This is a genomic window from Flavobacterium sp. LC2016-13 (assembly GCF_009707955.1).
Taxonomy (GTDB): Bacteria; Bacteroidota; Bacteroidia; order Flavobacteriales; family Flavobacteriaceae; genus Flavobacterium.
On record NZ_WMDQ01000044.1, the window covers coordinates 1 to 962 of the forward strand.

Annotated in this window: 1 pseudogene; it reads right to left on the reverse strand. The window is 45.4% G+C overall.

Annotation, left to right across the window (positions count from 1 at the left end):
• Positions 1-962: pseudogene (locus GKZ86_RS25325) on the reverse strand (calcium-binding protein); the annotation flags it as partial.

The following is a 962-nucleotide window of genomic DNA, read 5'->3' on the forward strand; positions in this document are numbered from 1 at the left end:
GTGTAACGCAATACCAGACGATCGGCGAAAGTTCCCACAGCGGTCGTGAATTTATAATCACTTTGGGTTAAATCATGAATGGTACCGGTTTTTTTGTCTTCCAGGTAAACCACCTGATTTTTCAAGTCTCCATCTGCCTGGTCAATAGAGATCGTGAAATCCCCTGCAATAGTGGTTCTGTAGCCTAAAGGAACCAGATCCGTATTTACAAAAGGCAATGCACGGGCCTGGATCACATAATTGTTATTGTTGGCAACGCTATAGAAATCAATATAAGGATTCCCGTCAAAACTTACCCCGTCGTATCGGGCTTCGTATTCATTGGTAGCCCCTTGTACATATCCTACCAGCATTTGCTTGAAGGCTCCCTCTGCATTGGTCATGTTTAGCCAAAGTCGGTGTTTCTCGATTGCCGTTTCTTTTGAAGCGGATTTAAAGAACTGTGTGTTATCCACTGCTCCGCGGCGCATGTTGTTAACAAAGCTTACCGTTCCGGCACTGGCAGCCTGTGCAAAGAAGGATTGTCCGGCGCCTATCTTGCCTGTTGGTTTGCTGTTGTTGTTTCCCGGAATGCTTCCGCTCGGTGCAGGTTGTCCCAATACACCTCCGGTCATATTATAACTCGCATAATCTGCCGTGCTGTATTTGTACGCACCGGAAAGAACCACCGGTGTGTTATGGGTCCAGAAATATAATGTTCCTTCAAGGAAACTATTCTGCAATATAAACGTATCGGCATCCAAAGCTGACGGATACGGGTTTCCGATTAAATAGTATTTACCGGCTGTTAAGCTCTCTCCTGATATGGCACCATTGTTAGGCGTACCTATAAAGGTAGCCGGATAATCAGCTCTTACGGTATTTGAAGAACCGTTAGGCCCGCGAATGATATATCCTTTACCTACCACCATGTTGTCTTTCGGGAAGGTTGATACCCAGTTGTCACCGTTATAACCAAAGAA